This window comes from Chryseobacterium indologenes (assembly GCF_001295265.1).
GTDB classification, from domain to species: domain Bacteria; phylum Bacteroidota; class Bacteroidia; order Flavobacteriales; family Weeksellaceae; genus Chryseobacterium; species Chryseobacterium indologenes_A.
This window is the reverse complement of the sequence record NZ_LJOD01000008.1, coordinates 122,668-144,551: the sequence shown is the minus strand read 5'-3', so window position 1 is coordinate 144,551 and position 21,884 is coordinate 122,668. Positions and strand designations below refer to the sequence as shown.

General features: G+C 38.7%; 17 protein-coding genes. 5 read left to right on the top strand and 12 right to left on the bottom strand.

The annotated features are described in order from the left end of the window. Positions 1 to 46 precede the first annotated feature (46 nt). The 3 genes from AOB46_RS13315 to AOB46_RS13305 all read right to left on the bottom strand — a co-directional run bounded on the left by AOB46_RS13315 (position 47) and on the right by AOB46_RS13305 (position 2,218). A complete protein-coding gene (locus AOB46_RS13315) occupies positions 47 to 283 on the bottom strand; it encodes a YtxH domain-containing protein (protein WP_062700142.1) in 237 nt (78 codons plus the stop codon). A 103-nt stretch (positions 284 to 386) separates the two neighbouring features. Further along, a complete protein-coding gene (locus AOB46_RS13310; protein WP_062700140.1) occupies positions 387 to 1,229 on the bottom strand; it encodes an isoaspartyl peptidase/L-asparaginase in 843 nt (280 codons plus the stop codon). A 101-nt stretch (positions 1,230 to 1,330) separates the two neighbouring features. Continuing rightward, a complete protein-coding gene (locus AOB46_RS13305) occupies positions 1,331 to 2,218 on the bottom strand; it encodes a cyanophycinase (RefSeq protein WP_062700138.1) in 888 nt (295 codons plus the stop codon). A 202-nt stretch (positions 2,219 to 2,420) separates the two neighbouring features. Here AOB46_RS13305 and cphA point away from each other — a divergent pair, with 202 nt between their 5' ends. Beyond that, positions 2,421 to 5,051 (top strand): cyanophycin synthetase, encoded by a 2,631-nt coding sequence (gene cphA, locus AOB46_RS13300; RefSeq protein WP_062700136.1) that lies wholly within the window; start codon positions 2,421 to 2,423, stop codon positions 5,049 to 5,051. Between the two features lie 132 nt (positions 5,052 to 5,183). Here the strand turns inward: cphA and AOB46_RS13295 are convergent, their stop codons facing one another. The 9 genes from AOB46_RS13295 to AOB46_RS13255 all read right to left on the bottom strand — a co-directional run bounded on the left by AOB46_RS13295 (position 5,184) and on the right by AOB46_RS13255 (position 14,852). After that, entirely contained in the window at positions 5,184 to 5,678 is a 495-nt protein-coding gene (locus tag AOB46_RS13295; protein ID WP_062700134.1) for a MepB family protein, read from the bottom strand. Positions 5,679 to 5,707: 29 nt separating this feature from the next. After that, positions 5,708 to 6,892: a hypothetical protein gene (locus tag AOB46_RS13290; protein WP_062700132.1), complete on the bottom strand. Its 1,185-nt coding sequence runs from the start codon at positions 6,890 to 6,892 to the stop codon at positions 5,708 to 5,710. Positions 6,893 to 7,110: 218 nt separating this feature from the next. After that, positions 7,111 to 7,944, bottom strand: coding sequence for a type 1 glutamine amidotransferase (locus tag AOB46_RS13285; RefSeq protein ID WP_062700130.1), 834 nt, complete (start codon positions 7,942 to 7,944; stop codon positions 7,111 to 7,113). Positions 7,945 to 7,979: 35 nt separating this feature from the next. Then, entirely contained in the window at positions 7,980 to 9,098 is a 1,119-nt protein-coding gene (locus AOB46_RS13280) for a carboxylate-amine ligase (protein ID WP_062700128.1), read from the bottom strand. Positions 9,099 to 9,128: 30 nt separating this feature from the next. After that, a complete protein-coding gene (locus tag AOB46_RS13275; RefSeq protein WP_062700126.1) occupies positions 9,129 to 10,082 on the bottom strand; it encodes a RimK family alpha-L-glutamate ligase in 954 nt (317 codons plus the stop codon). A gap of 63 nt (positions 10,083 to 10,145) precedes the next feature. Beyond that, entirely contained in the window at positions 10,146 to 10,859 is a 714-nt protein-coding gene (locus AOB46_RS13270; protein ID WP_062700124.1) for an alpha/beta hydrolase-fold protein, read from the bottom strand. Between the two features lie 99 nt (positions 10,860 to 10,958). Next, on the bottom strand, positions 10,959 to 12,170 hold the full coding sequence (locus AOB46_RS13265; RefSeq protein ID WP_062700122.1) for an acetyl-CoA carboxylase biotin carboxylase subunit family protein: 1,212 nt from the start codon (positions 12,168 to 12,170) through the stop codon (positions 10,959 to 10,961). 140 nt (positions 12,171 to 12,310) lie between these two features. After that, positions 12,311 to 13,726 carry a M17 family metallopeptidase gene (locus tag AOB46_RS13260; protein WP_062700120.1) on the bottom strand — a complete coding sequence of 472 codons (1,416 nt, stop codon included), beginning with the start codon at positions 13,724 to 13,726 and terminating at the stop codon, positions 12,311 to 12,313. A 4-nt stretch (positions 13,727 to 13,730) separates the two neighbouring features. After that, the gene (locus AOB46_RS13255) at positions 13,731 to 14,852 is read right to left on the bottom strand and encodes an alpha/beta hydrolase (protein WP_062700118.1); all 1,122 of its coding nucleotides are present in this window, start codon (positions 14,850 to 14,852) and stop codon (positions 13,731 to 13,733) included. A gap of 199 nt (positions 14,853 to 15,051) precedes the next feature. On the opposite strand from AOB46_RS13255, the gene glgB reads away from it, so the two are divergent. From glgB to AOB46_RS13235, 4 genes are all read left to right on the top strand, one after another. After that, positions 15,052 to 17,001 carry a 1,4-alpha-glucan branching protein GlgB gene (gene glgB / locus AOB46_RS13250; RefSeq protein WP_062700116.1) on the top strand — a complete coding sequence of 650 codons (1,950 nt, stop codon included), beginning with the start codon at positions 15,052 to 15,054 and terminating at the stop codon, positions 16,999 to 17,001. A gap of 32 nt (positions 17,002 to 17,033) precedes the next feature. Continuing rightward, complete coding sequence (locus AOB46_RS13245) at positions 17,034 to 18,440, top strand: glycogen synthase (protein WP_062700114.1); 1,407 nt, start codon at positions 17,034 to 17,036, stop codon at positions 18,438 to 18,440. A 78-nt stretch (positions 18,441 to 18,518) separates the two neighbouring features. Then, on the top strand, positions 18,519 to 19,787 hold the full coding sequence (locus AOB46_RS13240) for a glucose-1-phosphate adenylyltransferase (protein WP_062700111.1): 1,269 nt from the start codon (positions 18,519 to 18,521) through the stop codon (positions 19,785 to 19,787). 539 nt (positions 19,788 to 20,326) lie between these two features. After that, positions 20,327 to 21,454: a hypothetical protein gene (locus AOB46_RS13235; protein ID WP_062700109.1), complete on the top strand. Its 1,128-nt coding sequence runs from the start codon at positions 20,327 to 20,329 to the stop codon at positions 21,452 to 21,454. The last annotated feature ends 430 nt before the right edge of the window (positions 21,455 to 21,884 follow it).

The window sequence follows — 21,884 nt, the reverse complement described above, 5'->3', positions numbered from 1 at the left end:
CAGTGACTTTTTCTATATATGAATGTTAAAAAAACTAATTTTGCCTTTAGCTTAAAGAATCTTCGGCTTTTGTTTTAGCTTCCTCTACTTTGCTCTGTACCTGGGATGCTACGTCATTTGCCTTATTCTTAAGATCATTTCCCCATTTGTTGAGATTGTCTTTAGCATTATTAATCTTATCCTTTACAGCCTGTTGCTCTTCTGGCGTAGAGTTTTTATATTTCCAGTATGCTAAAGCCCCAATTCCTAGTAAAGCCAATAAGCCTTTTGTTTTATTTCCCATGATTTCTATTTTTTTAAGGTTGTTAAACTATTAAAATTTGTTATTAGTAATCATGTAAAATACGTGCCAAAAAAATAAATGAAATTATAAAATAATGTTAAAATTATTGAAAGACTTCAAATTTTTCCCCATCAAAGCTGGCGAAAACCATAGTAGGGTATGAGTCCTGATGATAGAGATTTCCGTCTTTATCAATAGCAATGGCACCTGCAAATCCGTCGATAGTTTTCAGTTCTTCAAAAGTTTTTTGAAACGCTTTTTCCAGACTCATTCCGTCAGTAACTCTTGTAACAATTTTGGCGGCAGTGGCATTGCTTACAATATCTTCTCCAACGCCTGTACAGCTTACAGCGCAGAATGCGTTGGCATAATTTCCTGCCACAGTGGCAGAGTCAGAGATTCTTCCCGGAATTTCAAAACCTTTTCCTCCCGTGGAGGTTGCAACAGCAAGCTTTCCCTCTTTATCAAGGACAACGCAGCCAACAGTTCCTTTTCCTGCTGATCCCAGCTTCGCTTCATACTCTTTTCTGCGTTGGGGAATTTCCGTGGAAAAATTCTCAAAACCATGCTCTGAAGCATAAACTTTAGCTCCGTTTCCGCCTAATACCCTGTCATCTTCCTTTATAAGTTCCTTTGCAACAAATATCGGGTTTTTTACATCCTGGATGTTGATGACACCGCTTAATTTCTGGGTTTCACCGTTCATAATAGCCGCACTCATTCGGATGACCCCATCGCTCTGGATCTGAGAACCGATACCTGCGTTATATAACGGATCATCTTCCAGGAGAGAAACAGCATAGGCTGCTGTGTCAAAAGCAGAATGATCCTGAAGATATTCAAAAGCTTTTTGAGCAATAGATTGCAGAGAATTCTGCTTTGCCGTTTTTACTTCATGGCTCTGATCGCTTTCAGAGAAAAAACCACCGTGGATAATGACTTTCATAAAAATATAAATGATCGTTGATTATTAATAAATGATATTCAGAACGAAGGTAATGTTTAAATTTTAAAAACCATTACTTACTGCTCATCAGCTATTATTTATTATTTGTCCTGCGGAATCGGGTTGAACTGCGAATTCTCGATGGTAAGCGTTTTGGTCGTAAGATCGTAATGATCATTCATAGACATAACGTGAACAGTCAGGTTATCAATGGAAATAGGTTCTCCAAGATTGATATTGGTAAGATTGGTGTCTTTAATAAACCTTCCGTCCACTAAAATTACAAGACCGGAACCCACAGCAGTCATCACATCATTATGAATGAAAAGCCCGGTGTCTTCTCCCAATCCGATTCCCAGTGTTCTCGGGTTGTTGACTACTGCCTGGAAAAGACGGCCTATTCTGCCCCGTTGTACAAAGTGAGTATCAATGATTACATTATCAATCAAACCTAATCCCTGAGTTGTTTTGATTTCTCCTTTCAGAAGGGCTTCAGAGCTGCTTCCCTGATAGATCATATTTTCAGAGGCCGCAGCAGCTCCGGCAGAAGTTCCGGAATAGATAAAATCCTGCTCCTGGTATTTCAGTAAAATCGTATCGTGAAATCTTGTACCACCAAGGATAGAAGTGAGTCTCAGCTGATCTCCGCCTGTAAACATCATAACATCAGCGGCATTGGCTCTTGCTACCATTGCATCAGAGTTGGCTTCCTCGCGGTTGTGAATATCAAGAACATTCACATTTTTGGCACCAAGAAATTCAAATGCCTTTTTATACTCTGTTCCCACAATCTGCGGAATTTGAGAGGCTGTTGTAACAATCTCAATTACAGAATCTTCCTTGTGTTTTGATTCGTTTATGATTTTTCTTAAAATTCCTCTTTCAAAGAAATTAAGATTTTTTTCGATATTTTGATCGTAATCGGTCTCCGCAAAACTTCCTTTGTTTACAGCACCTCCGATAACTATTAATTTTCCAACAGGTTTCATCATAGGGTACAAATTTAAAAAATAATTCACATTTGGCGAAATTCATGCCATATTTAAATTGATTTTTAGGGTTTTAGGATTGTTAATAATTTTTAATGCTTTTTTGAGAAATCTTTAAACGTGGTATAGTTTCATTTAGGGTTTTACATTATCTTTGATTTTTGAAGGAGTTATTGTTAACGTTAAAAAATACAAATAGACTATGAAAATTGAGAAGATACAGGCACTTCGGGGCCCGAATATCTGGAGTATCAGAAGAAAGAAGCTGATACAGATGAGATTGGATCTGGAAGAAATGGAAAATTACCCTACCAATAAGATCGAAGGATTCAGGGAAAGAATTGAAAAACTCATCCCGTCACTAATTACCCACAGGTGTTCGGAAGGTGTAGAAGGAGGCTTTTTCCACAGGGTAGAAACAGGAACCTGGATGGGGCATGTTATTGAACATATTGCTTTAGAGATTCAGACCCTGGCAGGAATGGATGTAGGTTTCGGAAGAACCCGAGAAACAAAAACTCCGGGCGTATATAACGTCGTTTTTAATTATATAGAAGAAAATGCTGGAATTTACGCCGCTGAAGAAGCAGTAAAGATAGCACAGGCCTTGATTGATGGCGGAGAATATGATATGAATGCCTGTATTCACAGGCTTAAAGAGATCAGGGAACGTGTACGTTTAGGTCCTTCAACAGGAAGTATTGTGGAGGAAGCCGTTTCCAGAAGAATTCCATGGATCAGATTGGGAACCAATTCTTTGGTACAGCTGGGCTATGGAGTGAATCAGCAGCGTTTTCAGGCCACCATTACCGGAAAAACGAGCTCTATTGCAGTAGATATTGCCTGCAATAAGGAACTGACGAAAAAAATGCTTCATGATGCCGCCATTCCTGTACCGATAGGAGATCTGGTTGTGGATGAAGAAGGCCTGAATACTGTTATCCGTAAAATAGGATATCCAATCGTTTTAAAGCCACTGGACGGGAACCATGGAAAAGGTTCTTCTATTAATGTGAATGATTGGGAAGCGGCAAAAACAGGATTGGAGCATGCTCAGAAATATTCCAGAAAAGTCATTGTAGAAAAGTACATCACAGGATACGATTTCAGGGTTCTGGTGATTAATAATAAAATGGTTGCTGCAGCAAGAAGAGTTCCTGCCCACGTAGTAGGAGACGGAGAGCTGAATTTGCAGGAGCTGATTGATAAAGAAAATAAAGATCCGAGAAGAGGTTACGGACATGAAAATGTTCTGACCGAAATAGAAGTTGATAAAGATACTCTGGAGCTTCTCGAAAAACTTCAGTATACCCTTGAAACAGTGCCTCAGAAAGGAGAGGTGGTTTATCTGAAATCTACCGCTAATCTTTCTACGGGAGGAACTTCTATTGATGTTACCGATATGGTACATCCGGAAAACATTACCATGGCAGAAAGGATCTCTAAAATTATAGGTCTGGATGTCTGCGGAATTGATATTATGGCAGAAAACTTAACCCAGCCGTTAAAGGAAAGCGGAGGAGCAATTATAGAGGTTAATGCTGCTCCGGGATTCAGAATGCACCTGGCACCAAGCGAAGGACTGCCAAGAAACGTTGCTGCTCCGGTGGTGGATATGCTTTATCCTCCGGGAAAACCGTTTACTATTCCAATTATTGCAGTAACCGGGACCAACGGAAAAACTACTACAACAAGATTGATCTCCCATATTGTTAAAAGCAACGGATATAGAGTAGGATTTACTACTTCAGACGGTATTTACATTCAAAATACCATGCTTTCAAAAGGAGATACCACAGGTCCGCTTTCGGCAGAATTCGTACTGAAAGATCCTACTGTAGAGTTTGCGGTCCTGGAAACAGCGAGGGGAGGAATCCTGCGTTCAGGGTTAGGTTTTTCACAATGCGATATAGGAGTTCTGACCAATATTGAGGAGGATCATCTCGGAATGAATGATATACACAACCTGAAGGATCTTACCAAGGTAAAAAGGGTAGTGCTGGACAGTGTAAAGAAAGCAGGATGGAGTGTGTTGAATGCAGATAATGCCTATTCTATGAAGATTGTAAATGATCTGGACAGTAATGTAGCTATTTTCAGTATGGACGAAAATAATCCCCATATTGTAAAGTTTGCAAAAGAAGGGAAAATTACCTGTGTTTATGAAGAAGGTTTTGTTACCATTAAAAAAGGAGACTGGAAAATCAGGATAGGAAAAGCCAAAGATTTCCCGATTACAATGGAAGGAAAGGCCAGATTTATGATTGAAAACGTTCTGGCTGCCAGTCTTGCAAGCTATCTGTACGGCTTCGGAATTGAAGATATTTCCAACTCTTTAAGAACTTTTATTCCAAGTGCACAGCTTACACCGGGAAGGCTGAATATTTTTAAGTTCAAAAGCTTTAAAGTTCTGATTGACTTCGCCCATAATCCGGCAGGGTATGAAGCCATTGAAGATTATCTAAAAAATATAGAAGCGACCAAGAAAATAGGGATTATTTCCGGAGTAGGAGACCGAAGGGATCATGATATTAAAGAATGCGGAAAGATTGCCGGAAGAATGTTTGATTACATTATTATCCGGAATGAAAAACATTTGAGAGGCAGAACCGAAGATGAAATCAACGGTCTGATTATAGACGGAATCAACGAAGCCGGAAGAGATGTAAGCTACGAGATTATTCCTAAAGAGATTGAAGCTTTAAAGCATGCAATGGGAATGGCTGAAGAAGGAACCTTCATCACAGCCCTCAGTGATGTAATCTCCAACGCCATTGATCTTGTTCAGGAGTACCAGGCAAGAGAACTGCTGGAAGACGATAAAAATGGATAATATAAAAAAACGCCCGGAAATTCCGGGCGTTTTTTATTGCTTGAAATGGGAAGAGGAAAGTTGGAAGTTACTTTTTGCTCTCTTGGAATATCATCTGCAAAATTCAACTTTGCGTTTAAAAAAATTACAATATTATTCCAAACCAAACAGCTGCTTTGCTTTCTGATGCCAGGAGACTTTATTTTCAGAAAGGTCAAGAAAGTATTCTGCCTGCCATTTTTGAGTGGCTGAAGCCTGTTTATTCTCCGTTTTATCCCAGGTTGGGTATATCCGGAATCCTCTCTTTCCTTCCTTTCCTACGTGAGTTAATATCCCTTTTTTCGCAAGGATTTCTTTTGAAAAAACAAAAATCCCGGCATTGTTTTCCTTAGAAGTGGAAACCAGGTAAAAATCAAAGCGGTCGCTGGATTTGAATGGGATTGTTTCCTTTTGTTCATTTCTTTTCCAGAGCGTTACAAATTGTCCGGTTTTTGTCGGAGTAATTTTAGCGGTACGGAATTTTATATTCAGCTGATTTAAAGTAAAGTTCATTCCGGAATACTCCTTACATTCAGCGTCTTCTTCTGCATCTGAAATTTTCAGTCTGAGCGGCTGAAAAATCATTTCATCAACATCTTTAAGCTTCATTTATTTTTTATTTTATAAGTTTTTACAGGTTATTCTTCTCCAAAAAAGGCGTTGGAGCTTCCGATCCAGATCGCATCTTTTTTATTGAAATCTACATTAACCATGGCGGCTTTGGTCATCCTTCCCAGGTTTTCCAGTAAAACGGGGCGGTCGTCGTTTTCATGCCATACGTAAAGAAGTCTGATTTCTGCTTTTGAAAAATCTCCGTTGATGTCTTCAAATACCGGTTCATAACTTACTTTTCTCTGGAGAATATAATTTTCTTTGTCTTCAATGGCATCAGTAATTTCTTTGGTCGGGTTTAAATTAACGCCACTTCCGGCAAATGAAAACAAAGGTTTCAGTACAAAATTCTCAAGACTTTCATGTTCCGGAAATTCATGCAGAAAATAACTTTTCGGAACATACTGATGGTTAAGCAGTGGAAGAAGGAATTTAGAGATCTTAAAAAACCAGTTAGGATGAGTGATCCATTTTACATCCACCTCTTCACGGAAATCAAATTCAGTAACCAGATTCGGAATCCTGTCCAGCTCATCAAAGATAACACGGTTATAAATTCTTTTAATCTCTGTTTTCCGGCCATCTTTCTCATAAAACAGTTTTTTGCCTTCCTTTTTAACCTGGGTTAGGCAGACTGTTTTTATGCCTAATAATTTTTCTGTAAGGGCAAAATCAATAGCTGTTTTTTGTTTTTCAGGAAATATTTCCAGGAGAATAACATTTTCTGGGCTTTCACTGCCGACAATAATTTCCTTCAGATGATTTCTGAATTCATGGTCAGGCATTTTGTTTTTAATCTCATTAAGAAAAGGATAGATATCGCAGAATGTCTCTTCAAAAACTTTCTGAAAAGCATATAATGACGGGAAAGCCTGTAATTCAATCAGCTGGGGCTCTATTTCTCCGTTTTCATGTCTGCATACTCCAAAATCAATCGTAAAGAAATGAGGTTTATCCGTGTCATTCGGAACATAACAGTTTTCAGGGACGGCTTTTTGAAGCAGATCTGAGGGCAGGCCTTTAATCTGATCTATGATACTTTCCGTAGCATCAATAAGCTTATTTTTAAACTCTCTGGTCAGGAAGATGGGGCTTTCCGAAACCCTGAATGTTGGAGTTATACCTCCTTTCTGTGCCAGAGATTCTTTAAGCTGGCTATATTTTTCCTGTGAAAATTCCTGATTGAACTGTTTTCTGTATTTTGGGATCATATTTTTCCTTTGTGATTTTGATTTAAAAAATCGAGCAGTTCTTTGCCCGATTTGGTATTGATTAAATGTTAATTGGATTATAAAATTTCAGGTCTCCTGAAAGAATTTTAACCACAAAAGAGACAAAAGCTTTCTACATTCAAACTACGATTTAAATGTCTATACATAATAGACTAACTTAAGTATTCGTGTTAAAAAGAACTTTTGTGATTTACTTTTTAAGCTAAAACTTCACAACCTTTCCGAATGTTTTTTTTTGCAAACTGAAGAAATCTCGGAAGAATCTGGCTTCTGGTCAGAACAATTTTGTCTTCATCATCAATTCTGTCCATAGTTTCGAGGTATTTCTCCATTCCGAAGTTTTCAATCATGGCTGTTTTGTTCTTTTCATCTTTCAGGTTTTCAACCATTCCCTGCGGATCTGCTTCCGGGTGGAATTGGGTTCCGAATATTTCTTCAGAAAAGCGAACGGCCATTACTGCTCTTTCCAGGTTAATATGCGGGCGGAATTTTTCAATCGCAGTGATTTTCATTCCAAGTTCTTCAAAACGTTCCAGATCCGGCTCAATAAACTGATATGCTCTTGAATCTACGGCGTAGAAAGGATCCGGAAGATTTTTGAATAAAAATTCCTCTTTTCCTTCTTCTGTTTTATGAACCGGCATCACTCCGAAGGAATAGGATTTTCTTTTACAGATGTTCCCCAGTTTCCAGTGGATGCTGGCTAACTGAAAAGAATGGCAGATCAGGAAAACATATTTTTTATCCTCGTTATATCGGTTGTGCTCAAAAACAGAATCCAGGAAGCCTGCAAATTTATCTTCCCATTCCATACCTTCACGGTGCGGGTTTCCAGGTCCTCCCGAAGAAATATAAATGTCAAAGTCATTAATGTCCGGCATTTCATTTTTAAACCTTACATCAAAGGTCTGAATCACTACGTTTTCTTCAGAATTCTGCTGAAAAGCTTCAGAAATCTCTTTAATATTCCTGAATCCCTGATTCGCATGATTATTGTTCATGTCCAGCAGAGCAATTCGGATATCTTTCATACTACTTCATATTTTTTGCAAAGTTACCAAAAATATTATGAAGCTGTTTCGCCATGTGTTATGCCATACTCAGTTTCAGAGATCATATAATCAACTACTTTGGTAAGGTCTCCTGTCTCTTTGTAGATCTGAAGCTGGCGGTCTGCACCGGTTCCGTTTTCAATAATCTTCCATGCATATTCTACTTCTTCCCGGCATCCAAGATCATCCACTACATCATCAATGAATTCGAGAAGTTCTTTCAACAGGTGAGGGTATGGAACGGATTCTTCTTTCCCGAAATCAATAAGGTGTGCTTCTATGCCGCTTTTGGAGGCCCGCCATTTATTTTCATTTAATAGTAATCTGCGGTAACTTCTGAAACTCAGATTCTGTTGGTGAAGTTTATAGATTTTAGCTACCAGACACTGCATAATGGCAGCCAGGCACACGGTTTCATCAATTCTTAAAGGCATATCGCAAATCCTGAACTCAATGGTAGGGTAGAACGGATGTACCCGGAGATCCCACCATATCTTTTTAGCATTGTCAATAGTTCCGGTTTTTACAAGCAGATCAACATAACTGTCAAACTCAGCAAGAGAATTGAAATAGCTTGGAATACCGGTTCTCGGGAATTTAACAAAAATTTCCTGCCTGTAGGATTTGAATCCTGTATATCTGCCTATCCAGAACGGTGAATTGGTAGAAAGTGCATAGACATGGGGCAGAAAGTAGCGCATAACATTCTGAATTCTTACTCCTTCTTCACGGTTCGGAATTCCGATGTGCACGTGAAGTCCGAAAATAAGGTTCTCACGGGCAACATCTCCCATGTCATCCACAATTTTGATATATCTTTCTCCTTGTGTGATATTATTGGCAGACCAGTGAGAGAAAGGATGTGTTCCTCCTCCTGAAACTCTAAGGCCCTGTTCATGGGCTGTATTAATCAGATGTCTTCTAAGGTTGGTGAGCTCTGCTCTGGCTTCCTGGATATTCTGGCAGATGCCGGTTTCCATCTCAATCATGGATTCGTGCATTTCATGCTTTAAATTCTCGCTTAAAACGGCCTTTCCGCCTTCAATGATCTTGGAAACATGAGATATTAAGTCTCTGCTTTCAACATCAATGATCTGATATTCTTCTTCGATTCCGATAGTAAATTGATGCATTTTTTTCCGTGTTTTTTGTTTTTCAGTTCTTTATTGTACAGAGTCTTTTACAAAAGTTCCCCAGGAGATATTAGGCTTTCCGGGAACGTACTCTTTCGCTTTTTCTATAGCCAGTTTGGCGGCATGCTCTACGATCCATGCAAAGTTGTCTTCGCCAACTGAGTTTCTGTCCGCATCTGGAGCCGGGTTGCAGAAATCAATGGCATAAGGTATCCCGTCTCTTACCGCAAATTCTACGGTATTGAAATCATACCCGAGAGCTTCATTCATCTTAATGGTGTAATCATGGATTGTTTTTAATAGTTTTTCCAGTTCTTCACCCTGAGTCTGGTGAGTGGTTGCATATCTTAAATGGTGAGGATTGCGCGGTTCGTAAGGCATGATATGAACATACTTTTTGCCAAGACAGTACACCCTGTAATAGTCATCGAATATAATTTCCTCCTGTACCATCATCACCAGTTGCTCTGTTTCGCTTAATTTATTCCAGAGGTCATCCGGATTTTCCACCCGGTAAACATTTTTCCATCCTCCGCCATCGTGAGGCTTCATATAAGCAGGAAATCCTACATAATTGAAAATGTATTCCCAGTCATGGGGGAATTTCAGATTTCTGAATGAAGTTTCAGAAGTGTCTGTAGGTCTTTCATGCGAAGGAAGCAGTACTGTTTTAGGAAGTGGAATGCCTAGCTTGGTCATCAGCGCATTGTTGAAAAATTTTTCATCAGCGCTCCACCAGAACGGATTATTGATGACATAAGTTCCGTTAAGTGCTGCATTTTTCAGATAAGCTCTGTAAAAGGGAACATTTTGCGAAATTCTGTCGATGATTACTGCATAGCCATAATCAGCACCCTGCTCCAGCTTGTCGATATTTACCGGCTCGGCAATGATTTCTCCACCACCAAGTTCATTAACCTTGTCGATAAACGCCCAAGGAAATGTATCTTCCATACCGAATAGAATTCCCACTTTTTTTGCCATAATTTTTGTTTTTAATTGATGTGTATTGAATAATAAATTATCGTTCTCACTAATGTACGTTTTTTAAGAAAAATAGGCTCCTATAAATGTTGGAAAAACCATTCTCCAAAGGGGCCAGTCATGATTAATCCATTTTCTCTCGTCATACCAGAAATCAATTCCTTTTAAGCGTAGGATTTCAGCCATTTCAATATTCTTATCCCTGCATATATCCTGATCGGAAGTGCTGAGCACAATATGCATATGTTTGTATTTCCAGGCTTCATCATTTCGTACAAATTCTCTCGGACAGTTAAAATAAACAAGGTCATCCGAATACCCGTCCATGAAATTTCTTATGCTGAAAGCTCCCGACAGACAGAACAGATGGGAGACAACATCTGGAAACCTGAACGCAAAATTAGCCGCATGATAGCCTCCGAAACTTGCTCCGGCAATAGCTACACGATGTACTTTGTGGAGCTTCTGGATATATGGGATAAACTCTTTAATCAGGAATTGTACATATAATTCATAATTCTTTATCCTTTGCTGTGGCGAAATTTTTTCGTCATAAAAACTCCAGCTGTCTATCGTCTGGATGTTATAAAGCTTCACTTTTCCCTGTTCTATAAACCAGTTGATGCTGCTGTTAAGGTGAAAATCATGATTTTGAGTATACAGTCCCTGTGAAGTCGGAAACATAATAATGGGATAACCGTGATGCCCTGTGACTTCTACTTTAAGGCTTGTTCCTAATATGTTTGAATAGTAATCTGTGTGTTCTATATGAGGCATTTTTTATCTGGTTTTAATATTTCGGTCCTATGAATTTAATCTGTTCAGATTTCTCAGTTTGGTAGAGGAATTTTCCTTTCAATATTCCTATTTTTCTGATTATGAAGTCAGTTTGCTTTTGGGAGGAAGGATATTCAGCATTTCCGTCTGTATTTTTTCTGCGGCATTATCCAGTCTTTCCTGGATAATGTCAGGATCGGTAGATTTATAGACAATTCCTGCATGGTAGTCTATCGGAAGGAATTTTACAGCCTCTTCACATTCAAAAGCCTTGTAATCCGGATGCTTATCTTTGATTAGAGCAACGATCAGTCCTGAATAATATCCTGTGGGTTTAGGCGCTTCATAGTTTTTTCCACGTAATAAAGCATCTTCAATCTTAGCCCATTCGCGCCAGATATTAATGCTGCTCGAAGCTTCTACCAGGTCGGGAATGTGTGCCCCTCCAACTCTGGATGATGTTTCCAGAAAGTACCATTTACCATCTTCTTTTCCTCGTATGAATTCTGTATGGGTGGCTCCGTTAAGCAGCCCGAAACTTGAGAGTACTTTTGCATTAACTTCTTCCAGGGCTTTAAATTCATCAGAGTATCTTCCTAATGTCTTCGATCTGAATACACCTCCTTCATGGGAAACCTGCATGGGCGGAGCCAGATATCTGGATGCCGAGGTAAATACAATCTCCCTGTTGAACGTAAGGCTGTCAACATGGTAAACATCTCCCGGTTTAAAACTTTCAAGTAAGAACATGTGCCGCTCTTCTCCCAGGGTTTCCAGGGCCTCCCAAAGCTGGTCTTTAGAAGTGATTTTTTTTATTCCTGAAGCTGAAGCTTCTGATCTTGGTTTTAGAACCCAGGGAGCAGAAACTCTTTCTGTAAAGCGGTTTACTTCATCGTTATTAAAGACTGCTGTAAATTCCGGAACGTTAATCCCTGAGTCTTTAGCTTTCTGCCGCATAGCCAGTTTATCTCTGAAATAACGGTGTGTGGTCTGTCCCATCCCGGGAATACGAAAGGTTTCCCTGATAAGTGCTGCTTTCTCTACATCGTAATCATCCAATGCAACAACGGCATCAATTTTTCTGGTTTTCATCAGATGGGAAAATCCCTGAACAAGGTGTTCCATATTCCAAACCGAAGGCCTTTCTTCGGCCATATAAAAGACCTCATCAATGGCATGCCAGGGCCAGTTTTTTTCTTTGAGATTCTCTGAAGTTACCAGGATGATTTTATTACCGAGCGTCTTCATTTCATCCATGAAATCATAGCCCTTGTAATAGCACGAAATACATACTATAAATTTCTCCTCCATACAATATTTTTTAGAATTTAGTAAATATTCAAAAATAAAAGCAATTTTTTATTGATTAATTAATGTTAAAAATCAAAATAAACTGCGTTTTTGAAAATTACTAATCAATTATACAGAGAAATTTTGTAATAAACTAATTTTTAGTGATAATTTTCAATTAAATCGGCCAATAATTGTACTCCAAAGCCTGTTGCTGCCTTTTCCTTTGCATATCCGGTATTTCCGAAAGCCACACCGGCAATATCAAGATGGGCCCATTTAGGATGGTTTTCAATAAACTGTTCCAAAAACTTGGCTGCTATGATGCAGTCTCCGAACGGTTTCATTGAAATGTTTTTCAGATCAGCAACATCGGACTGAATGTCATCTTTCCAGATATCCCATAATGGAAGGTTCCAGAGTCTCTGATTGGTTTTGTCTCCGGTTCTGATCAGCAGATTTTTAAGTTCCTCATTATTTGAGAACAAGGCGCCGCAGGTATCTCCGAACATTCTTACAGAGCTTCCTGTCAGGGTGGCAAGGTCAATCAGAAGTTCTGTCTTATAGTTTTTAGCAAGATAGGAAAGAGAGTCTGCCAGGATCATTCTGCCCTCTGCGTCCGTATTCAATACTTCAATAGTTTTTCCGTTGTAGGCTGTAATCACATCACTCGGAAGAAATGCTTTCTCAGAAATGGCATTGTCAGTGATTGGAAGAATAGCAATGATATTAACGGGAAGTTTCATTTCTGCGGCATAGATCAGCGCTCCGATAACTGCTGTTGCACCGCCCATATCAGACTTCATGTAATGCATATTGTCGGGATTTTTTAAAGAAACGCCACCAGTATCGAAAACCACACATTTTCCCACCAGTCCGATTGTTTTGGCATTTTTAACAGAGGTTTTGTATTCCAGAATAGTAAAAGCTGCATCATAAGCGCTTCCCTGGTTTACTGAAAGATAAGCGTTTAGTCCTGATTCCTCACATTTTTTCCTGTTGAATGCCGTATATTTTAAATCATATTTTTTGGCAAGCGCTTTAAGGTATGAGCTTAAAATAACCGGATTTTTAAGATTGGCAGGTTTGTTAAGCCATTCCTGGCAGGCAGTCTGTCCTGCGGTTAAAGCTTCTGCTTTTGTACCTATAGTATCCAGTTTTTTCTGACTCAGGTTTTCAAAATGGATTTCAAATTTTGTATTCCAGAAAGGATGACTTTTATCAAATGGATAGCTGTATGTTCCCATAAGAAGACCTTTAATGAATTCCTCAAATTGTTTTTCATTCAGAAAATCAGCCAGAACCAGAGTGGGGGCAGCCTGAAGTTTTTCTTTCCGGGTCTGGGAAAACTTAACGGCAGTCTGCTGGATCTCAAAGTTCTGTATATCAGACTTGCCTAATCCAATGAAATAGATGATACTTTCTTCATTGGCATTCACGAAAACCTCATTTTTTTTTCCGGAAAAAAGGGAAGCGATATTTTTATTGTAATTTTTACTTGATTTTGTCCATTCTTCTTCAGTAAATAGCTGGAAAATCTGGGAGTAACTTTTATTTTTTTTATTGATCAGTTTCATAAGTTTAATTTTTAATGCTTTGTTGCTGCGGTTTTACCTCAGCAGGATTTTCTTTGTTATCGTAGAACAGCCATTCAATAGCTCTGGGAAATTCCTGGGACCAGTAAAACTCATTGTGAGTACCTTCCGGATTTACGCTGGTTCTGAATTCAAAATCGAAAAGATTCTTCTTTTCCCATCTTTTCAGATATTCTTCAAAAATATGAATCCTCTTGACCATTTTCGAGCCTTCCTGTCCGCCTCCGTACAGATAGATCTTTGTTCTGAAAGGCACCCTGAAATTCATCATCGGGAAATTGTTGTTGGGCTCAACCCAAAGCGAAGGAGAGAAGATCAGCAGTTTAGAATAAACCTCAGGATAAAGGAAGCCGCTGTAGATGCTTATCAGGGCGCCCAGCGAACTGCCGCCTATTCCGGTATTCTCACGGTCTTTTTTTGTCCGGTAGTTTCCGTCTACAAAAGGTTTTAAGGTGTCAGTGATAAAACGGATGTATTTTTTGCCTTCCGATCCGTTGGCTATATTGTCATTATCAAAAATGTATTCCTTAATGCGGTCTTCACTTCCGTGTTCAATGGCAATAATAATAACATCGCCCCGGCCGTATTCTGCAAGGATTGAGAGTTTCTTGTCTATTTCCCAGTTTCCGTAACCGCTTCCTTCATTGAATAAGTTTTGAGCATCCTGAAGGTAAAGCACAGGATAGCTTTTATCAGAAATATAATAATCATAAGGTAAAAGGGCCCATACTTTACGGTATCGGTCAAGCTGCGGAATATAAAATTTCTCGGAGATTACTTCGGCAATGGGGAAAAATTCTTTTTTAAATGGACCCCAGTTGAACCTCCATTTTTCTATAGTATCGGAAGCTTTTCCTGCCGACTTTTCAACTTTCCGGTTGGGGGTTATATTTCCGTATTGATCAAGCTCTACATTTTCCCAGCCTCCTTTGGTGAATTTATACTCTATGGTATCCGGCAGGAGCCGGCTGTCAATCTCTATGCTGTAAGTATTCGGATCAAGCTGTTTGAGCTGATAGTCTGGGTCTTTGGGGTTCCAGTTGTTGAAATTTCCTGTAATGTATACCGTTCTGTCGTCGGTTTCGTCAGTATAAAGTTCAAACTTCATCATGCGTGTTTAATAAAATTGGCAGCTAAATTTATAAAAAAGATTGTTTTAAAACCTTAAAAAAAATAATAGAAAATGTGATATATTTGGTAGAAGTGCCGAAGAAGAAATTAACATAATAATTATTTGATTAATAATTAACGGTTGTTGGTGGGAATTTTTGTAGTTTCAAAGAAAAATTAAATACAGTCCGGTCTTGATGAACTCTGTTAAAACATATACGCTTTTTACTGATCATGATATCTACCTTTTTAAGGAAGGAAGACATTATAAGCTGTATGATAAATTCGGAGCGCATTCGGTGGAAAAAGGCGGAGTAAAAGGAGTTTATTTTTCGGTCTGGGCTCCCAATGCCAAAAAAGTTTCTGTGATTGGTAATTTCAATAACTGGAACCATAAAGATCACATTTTATTCCCGCGTTGGGATGGTTCAGGGATCTGGGAAGGGTTTATTACCGGACTTAGCTGGGGAACTTTATACAAATATGCTATTGAAACGGCAAGAGGTGAAATCCTGGAAAAGAGTGATCCTTATGCGTTGAGCTGGGAGCAGAATATTCAGGCGGCATCATTGGTTTCAACAACATGGTATGAATGGAATGATGAACACTGGATGGAAAATCGAGGAAAAAATAACAGTCTGGAAGCTCCTTTATCAGTTTATGAAATTCATCTTGGTTCGTGGGTCAGAGAAGGGAATAATCCGGAACGTTTTCTGAATTACCGTGATATTGCTGAAAAACTGGTTCCTTATATCAAAGAAATGGGTTTCACTCATGTGGAATTCATGCCTGTTATGGAATACCCGTATGATCCAAGCTGGGGATACCAGATTACGGGGTTTTACGCGGCAACTTCAAGATTTGGTTCTCCACAGGACCTGATGTTCCTGATTGATAAGCTTCACAAAAATAATATCGGGGTTATCCTGGATTGGGTTCCTTCTCATTTCCCCGGAGATGCCAACGGTCTTCACCGTTTTGACGGTACTTACCTTTATGAGCATGAAGACCCGCGAAAAGGTTTTCATCCCGACTGGAAATCTCATATCTTTAATTACGGAAGAAATGAAGTGAAATCTTTCCTGATTTCCAATGCCATGTTCTGGCTGGACCGTTATCATGCTGACGGGCTCAGGGTAGATGCCGTAACCTCTATGCTTCACCTGGATTATTCAAGAAATGAAGGAGAGTGGGAACCTAATATATATGGCGGAAATGTAAACCTTGAGGCCAAAGCTTTTTTACAGGAATTTAATACAGCGGTTTATAAAGAATTCGGAAATAACATTATGACGATTGCTGAGGAAAGCTCAGATTTTCCTCTGCTTACAAAACCGGTTCATGAGGATGGAGTAGGATTCGGAATGAAATGGATGATGGGCTGGATGCATGATACCCTGGATTATTTCAAAGAAGATCCCGCTAATCGGAAATACCATCACCATAAGCTGACATTTGCTTCTATGTATATGTATAATGAAAATTATATGATGCCTTTGTCCCATGATGAAGTGGTGCATGGAAAAGCAAGCCTCATCTATAAAATGCCGGGTGATGAATGGCAGAAATTTGCCAACCTTCGTGCTTTGTATGTATACATGTACACTCATCCGGGGGCTAAACTGCTTTTTATGGGCGATGAATTCGGGCAGACGGGAGAATGGAATTTTACACGGAGCCTGGATTGGCACCTGTTGGAATATCCTGTTCATAAAGGTCTTCAGCAACTGGTGAAAAACCTCAACCATCTATATCAGAAAGAATCTTCACTGTACGAAAACCAGTTTAATAAAAACGGGTTTGAATGGGTAGAAGCAGATGATCTCGAAAACTCAGTATACGTTTATCTCAGAAAAGGAAAAAGAAGGGATGATGTGCTGATGATTGTCCTCAACCTCACTCCCCGTATTATGGAATACAGGATTGGCGTGAATGCAGGGACACATTGGGAAACCGTTCTTAATTCGGATGATGAAAAGTATGGTGGAAGCGGCATAGAAGCAGAAATTCTCAATGAAAAATATGAAGAATGGATGAGATTCCCGAAATCCATAACCGTGAAGCTGCCTCCTTTGGCAGGAATTGTTTTGAGACTTCGTAAAGATAAAAAATACAAGCTGCACAGAATTAAGCATAAAAAAGAATAACCTCATCCTGAAATAAAGAAAGGAATAAAACTATGGTAATATATCATTTAAGTACAGAATGCTATCCGGTAGCCAAAGTTGGCGGCCTGGCTGATGTTGTGGGAGCCCTGCCCAAATATCAGAATAAAATAAAAGGAATCAATGCCAAAGTCGTAATGCCCTGGTATAATAAATCCTTTGTTTATGATCATGAGTTTGAGGTCGTTTTTGACGGATTTATTCATCAGGGAGCTAATATGCTGCAGGTTCAGGTCATGAGAGAAAAAACAGATGTGCTGGGATTTGAGCTGTATATGGTGAAAATTCCGGGACTGCTGGATAGGGAAAACCCTTACGGGTATCAGGATGAAAGTTTCCAGTTTCTGGCTTTTCAGCATGGTATTCTTCATTGGCTGTCTGCCATGGAGATCCGCCCGGATATTCTGCACTGCCATGATTATCATACAGGGCTCGTTCCGTTTATGATTGAGCATTGCCCTGAATTTAAATTTTTAAAAGGGGTGAAAACGATTGGTACCATACATAATGGTGAATATCAGGGAATGATGAGCTGGAATATGGCGAATTATATGCCGGCTTTCGATGCGTATAAATGGGGTCTGATGGACTGGAATAGCTTTATGAACCCATTGGCAAGCATGATTAAATGTTCCAATGCCTTTACAACGGTCTCTGAAGGATATCTTGAAGAGCTTTTTGTCAGTTTCAGAGGACTGGAAAGCCTTGTTCGTGAAGAATTCGGAAAAGCATACGGAATCATCAACGGAATTGACACGGAAGTATGGAACCCGGAAACAGATCCGATGCTGGATTTTAATTTCAATATCAAAAATGCAGCAGTTCAAAAGAAAAAGAATAAAGAAAAGCTCTGCAAAGAATATGGCCTGAAACCCGAACTGCCGCTATTCGCTTTTATCGGAAGATTTGCTACGGAAAAAGGAGCTGATCTTTTACCGGATGTGGTCTGGAAAAGTATTAAGCAGAGTTATGGCGCTTTAAATATTATGATTTTAGGTTCAGGAAATACCTATATTGAAAATAAGCTTAAAGAATACGAGTATACCTATACCAATTTTGCTCTGGATCTTGGATATAAAGAACATCTTTCCCATAAGATCTATGCTTCCGCAGATTTTCTGCTGATGCCGTCTAGAGTAGAGCCCTGTGGATTAAACCAGATGTATTCCATGAGGTATGGAACAGTTCCGGTAGTACGATATACCGGAGGGCTGAAAGATACGGTAGAAGATATTTCAACAGGCGGAGCAGGTCTGAATTTCACCTATCCCGGTGTGGATGATGTTGTTCATGCGATGAACAGGGCTCTGGCAGTATATAATCAGAAAGGGGCAATGGAAAATCTGATTCATGCCAATATGAGTTTTGATTTTGCATGGGAGAAATCTGCGGAAAAATACATAGCTTTATATAATAACTAAAAACGGCAGGGATAGCCAGCATATACATGCATAAATATCCGGAGAACTGTAGAACTAAATAAAAACGCAATATAATTTATGAAACGAAACGTAATCTCCATAGTTTTAGGAGGAGGCAGAGGAACAAGGCTATTTCCATTAACCTATTCCAGATCAAAACCGGCAGTTCCTATTGCGGGGAAATACAGGCTGGTGGATATTCCTATTTCAAACTGCCTGAACTCCGGATTGAATAAGATTCTGGTATTAACGCAGTTTAATTCAGCATCTTTAAATTCCCATATCAAAAATTCATATCATTTTGACATTTTCAGCAAAGGTTTTGTTGATATCCTGGCTGCGGAACAGAACGTTGAAAACGACAGCTGGTATCAGGGAACAGCAGATGCTGTGCGTCAGTCCATGAAACATCTTGAAAAATATGATTATGACTATATTCTGATCCTTTCCGGAGACCAGCTTTACCAGATGGATTTCAGGGAAATGCTGGATTTCCACATTGATAACGGAGGTGACCTGACGATTGCGACGATTCCCGTAATTGCCAAAGATGCCACTGGTTTCGGAATCTTAAAATCAGACGATGACGGTAATATTACGTCCTTCTATGAAAAGCCGGATTATGATATGCTGGATGGCTTAAAATCTGAGGTTTCAGAAGAAAATAAGCGGAGAGGAAAAGAATATCTGGCTTCGATGGGTATTTACATATTCACCAAGAATATTCTGAAAAAAATGTTTGAAGAAGGAGCTGGTGATGATTTTGGAAAAGATATTATCCCGAGCTCCATCGGGAAATATAAAACATTGAGCTATCAGTACGAGGGCTATTGGACGGATATCGGAACGATTGAATCTTTCTACGAAGCCAATCTGGATCTGTGCCAGGATCTCCCTCAGTTTAATCTTTTCGGTTCATCGCCTATTTACACCAGAGCGAGAATGCTTCCGCCATCCAAGATCAATGGTTCTTATGTAAGCAAAGCCGTTTTCGGAGACGGATGCATCATCATGGCTGATAAAATTGAAAACTCCGTGATTGGAAACAGAACAAGAATTGACAAAGGAAGTACCATCGTAAATTCCTATGTGATGGGAGCAGATTTCTATCAGAATACCACAGAAATTGTACTGAATGACAGAAGCGGCCGTCCAAATATGGGAATCGGTAAATACTGTTACATTGAAAAAGCCATTCTGGATAAAAACTGCTATATCGGAGATAATGTTAAAATCATCGGTGGGAAACATATTCCTGATGGAGACTATGGAACTCACTCTGTTCAGGACGGTATTGTAGTGGTGAAAAAAGGCGCGGTACTTCCGCCGGGGACACACATCGGATAGAAGGATTTTCATAAACGGTTTCAAAATTTTGTGTAATTAATTTCTCTGAAACAGAGATATACGTTAAAATATACTACTAAAGTGATCAATATGTTGGTCACTTTTTTATTATTGATCAGACTGTCCCCGGATGGTCCGTTTTGTTTTCATAGATGAAAAAATATCCAAAATTTTCTAAATATTAAATATAATATATTGTATTTCTCCTATCTGAGATAAAAAAATAGTCTGTTTTTTCATTTTTTAAATGTTTATTTATAGAATAAATTTTAATAAATGATTTTTTTTGTATAAAAAAATCCTGTTTTAGTCAAGATCAGATAATTTGTATAATATCCTATGATATTTTCGAATTATATTAATTCGATTTGTGTTTTTAATATTGCTTTGTATATTTTTAATTTATTAATCTTTAAAGGTTTAAATTTTAAATAAAATAAATTTGTAACTTATTGTTTTTCAGTTGTTTATTTGATTGTTTTTTTGTTGCAGACTTTTTATGTTTGTAATTTTGCGATATCAAATAAAATCTTCAAAGGATGAACAAAAAATTTATTTTGCTGGTTTTTTTGGAAGGAATTTTTCTTCCAAAAGCTCAGGTGGGAATCAACAATTCTTCACCAGCGGCAACGCTTGATGTGACTTCAAAGACAACAGGAACAACAGCAGGAACACCTGAAGGGCTTATCGCTCCACGTTTAACGCTTTTGGACCTTAATCAAAAATCTTCCGCTTACACAGCAGCCCAGACCGGGACTTTAATTTATGTAACAAATGCCTCTAATGCTAGCCCATCAGGGAAAACGGTTAATATTATAACCACAGGTTACTATTATTTTGACGGTTCCGTATGGCAAAGAATAATTAATAATTCAAATAATATTTATACCAGTGACGGGACCCTTGCCGGCAACAGAACCGTAACACAGGGAGCCAATACGCTTTCTTTCAACAGTACGGCCACTACGGGGACCAGCCACTTTAATGTTGATGGCTCAACATTTAGTGTAGATGCCGTGAATAACAGGGTGGGAATAACTGTAACAGCTCCTCTGGCAACATTAGATGTTGCAGGTGAGCCCGCTAATACTTCCAGATTTGACGGGATTATCCCGCCAAGAATTACCGGGGCCCAGCTGAGAGCCAAAACCTATACGGCTTCTCATGCCGGTACTATTGTATATGCAACAGCTGCAGATACAGCCCCCAGCGGACAGACTGTGAATGTTACCTCTCCCGGATCTTATTATTTTGATGGAACAGTATGGGTTCAGTTACAGGCCATAAGCCAGACAGCAGGTAGCAAGGTCTTTAAAACTCCTTTACAGTCTCAATCCAATGTACCGGTGCTTAATGTTGGAGATTTTGAATTCCGTGTAACGACAGGAAATGTTATTCAGATTCGTTTTACGGGAACCGGAAGCAGGGCATACAATTCCTTTGTAACAGAACATTGGTCATCAAATGGATATTTTGTAGCGTCAAGTTCAGGAACGGCCAACGGCACTTTTGCGAATATTGCGGGGAGTACTGTTATTGGGCAGGTTAATGAATTAAATATTATCAGAATATATGATCCAGTCACCGATAAAATGTACAGATATGAGATGAATCTTATTTCGGTTAGTGGTAACAACGAGCTCTCCCAGGTTGTTGAAGTATTTTAAATTTTTTATCATATTGAAACGTGTTTACAGGCTGCCTCTGGTGGTCTGTTTTATTTTTATAGATGAAAAAATATTCAAATTTTATAAATATAGGGTCGTTTTAACTATCTGAGATTAAAAAATAATCTGTTTTTTCATTTTTTTAACGTTCATTTATAGAATAAATTTCAATGAATGATTTATCTTATATGAAAAAAATCCTGTTTGAGTCAAGATCAAATATTTTGTATAATATTCTATGATGCTTGTATGTTGTATTGATTTGATTTGTGTTTTTAATATTGTTATGCATATTTTTAATTTTTTTAATCTTTAAGGTTTAAATTTTAAATACAATAAATTTGTAACGTATTGTATTTCAGTTATTTATTTGTTGGTTTTTTTGTTGCTGGCTTTTTATGTTTGTAATTTTGCGATATCAAATAAAATC